A 1858-nucleotide genomic window follows, 5' to 3' on the forward strand; every position below is an offset into this window, starting at 1 on the left:
CGGCGAACCGCGGCCCGTGCCGGAAGGCGTGGCGCTGTCGGTGTACCGGATCGTCCAGGAGTCGTTGACCAACGTGGTGAAGCACGCGGACGCGCGCCGGGCCGACGTGCGGGTGCGGTTCCTGGAGAAGTCGCTGGAGGTGGAGGTCGCGGACGACGGGCGCGGAGGGTCGGGCACGTCCGGCCGCACCGGGTTCGGCCTGGTGGGGATGCGCGAGCGGGTGGCGGTGCACGGCGGCGAGCTCGAAGCCGGACCCCGCCGTGACGCCGGGTACCGGGTCCGTGCGAGGTTCCCCGCATGACGACCCCCTTGCGCGTGGTGCTCGCCGACGACCAGGACCTCGTCCGGGCGGGCTTCCGGGTGATCCTCGGCACGGAGGACGGCATCGAGGTCGTCGGTGAGGCGCGGGACGGCATCGAAGCCGTGGACGTGGTCGGGCGGCTGCGGCCGGACGTCGTGCTGATGGACGTGCAGATGCCCGGCGTGGACGGCTTGGAGGCCACCCGGCGCATCCTCGGCCCGGAAGGCGCGGGCCACGCGATCAAGGTCGTCATCCTCACCACGTTCGACCGCGAGGACTACCTGTTCGAGGCGCTGCGGGCGGGTGCGAGCGGCTTCCTGCTCAAGAACGCCTCGCCGGAGGACCTGGTCGACTCGGTCCGGGTCGTCGCCCGGGGCGACGCCCTGCTGTCGCCGGAGGTCACCCGCCGCGTCATCGCCCGGTTCACCGCGCCGGGGCCGGCGACGCCGTCACGACGGCCGCCGGAGCTGACCGACCGCGAGTTCGAGGTGCTGGTCCACCTCGCCCGCGGCGCGAGCAACGCGGAGATCGCCACCGCGCTGTACCTGGGCGAGACCACGGTGAAGACGCACGTGTCGCGCATCCTGGCCAAGCTCGGCCTGCGCGACCGCACGCACGCCGTGGTGTTCGCCTACGAGCACGGGATCGTGGAGCCGGGCCGGGCCTGAAGGGTCGTCGCCGGGCGCCGGGATCACGACCGGGCGCCGAGGGAGTCCTCCGCGAGGAGGACCCCGGCGGTCGATCTCGCGCCGGACGTGCCGCGACCGCCCGCCGCCTAGCGTTCCCGTCATGTTGACAGTCACGTCGGTCAGCCGGAGCTTCGGCGACCACCGGGTCCTCGACGGGGTGTCCTTCGAGGTCCGACCCGGCCGCATGACCGGGTTCCTGGGCGCGAACGGGTCCGGCAAGACCACCACCATGCGCATCGTCCTGGGTGTGCTCGCCGCGCACGGCGGCACCGTCGCCTGGCGGGGTTCGCCGGTGACCGGCGCGGTGCGGCAGCGGTTCGGGTACATGCCCGAGGAGCGCGGCCTGTACCCGAAGATGGGCGTGGCCGAGCAGATCTGCTGGCTCGGGCAGCTGCACGGCCTGGACCGGGAGGCGGCGCGGCGCAACACCGACCGGCTGCTCGACCAGCTGGAGCTGGGGCACCGGGCGAAGGACAAGCTCGAGGAGCTGTCGCTGGGCAACCAGCAGCGGGCGCAGATCGCCGCCGCGCTGGTGCACGACCCGGCGATGCTGATCCTGGACGAGCCGTTCTCCGGGTTGGACCCGATCGCCGTCGAGACCGTGCTCGGCGTGCTGCGGGAACGGGCGGCGAACGGCGTGCCCGTGCTGTTCTCCAGCCACCAGCTGTCGGTGGTGGAGCGGCTGTGCGACGACGTCGTGATCATCTCCGGCGGCCGGATCGCCGCCGCCGGTGCGCGGGACGAGCTGCGCGCCCGGTACGGCACCACCCGGTTCGAGCTGGTCGTGGCGTCCGACGCCGGGTGGGTGCGGGACGTGCCCGGCGTCCGGGTGGTCGACGTGGACGGGCCGCGCGCGGTGTTCGAACCG

3 protein-coding genes are annotated in these 1858 nt (G+C 73.7%); all 3 read left to right on the forward strand.

All coding sequences use genetic code 11. From position 1 onward, the window contains the following. Positions 1–301, forward strand: a 301-nt coding sequence (locus AB0G02_RS37905; RefSeq protein WP_360804644.1) for an ATP-binding protein, incomplete at its 5' end; no start/stop codon positions are given. After that, complete coding sequence (locus AB0G02_RS37910) at positions 298–969, forward strand: response regulator transcription factor (RefSeq protein ID WP_360804647.1); 672 nt, start codon at positions 298–300, stop codon at positions 967–969. The genes AB0G02_RS37905 and AB0G02_RS37910, both read left to right, overlap by 4 nt. Before the next feature lie 121 nt (positions 970–1090). Beyond that, a partial coding sequence (locus AB0G02_RS37915; RefSeq protein WP_360804650.1) for an ATP-binding cassette domain-containing protein occupies positions 1091–1858 on the forward strand: 768 nt, incomplete at its 3' end.

The organism is Actinosynnema sp. NPDC023658 (genome assembly GCF_040639995.1).
GTDB lineage: Bacteria > Actinomycetota > Actinomycetes > Mycobacteriales > Pseudonocardiaceae > Actinosynnema.

Excerpts from the sequence above, each read along its gene's own strand:
- AB0G02_RS37910 (WP_360804647.1), top strand. The coding sequence starts at position 298 with ATGACGACCCCCTTGCGCGTGGTGCTCGCCGACGACCAGGACCTCGTC.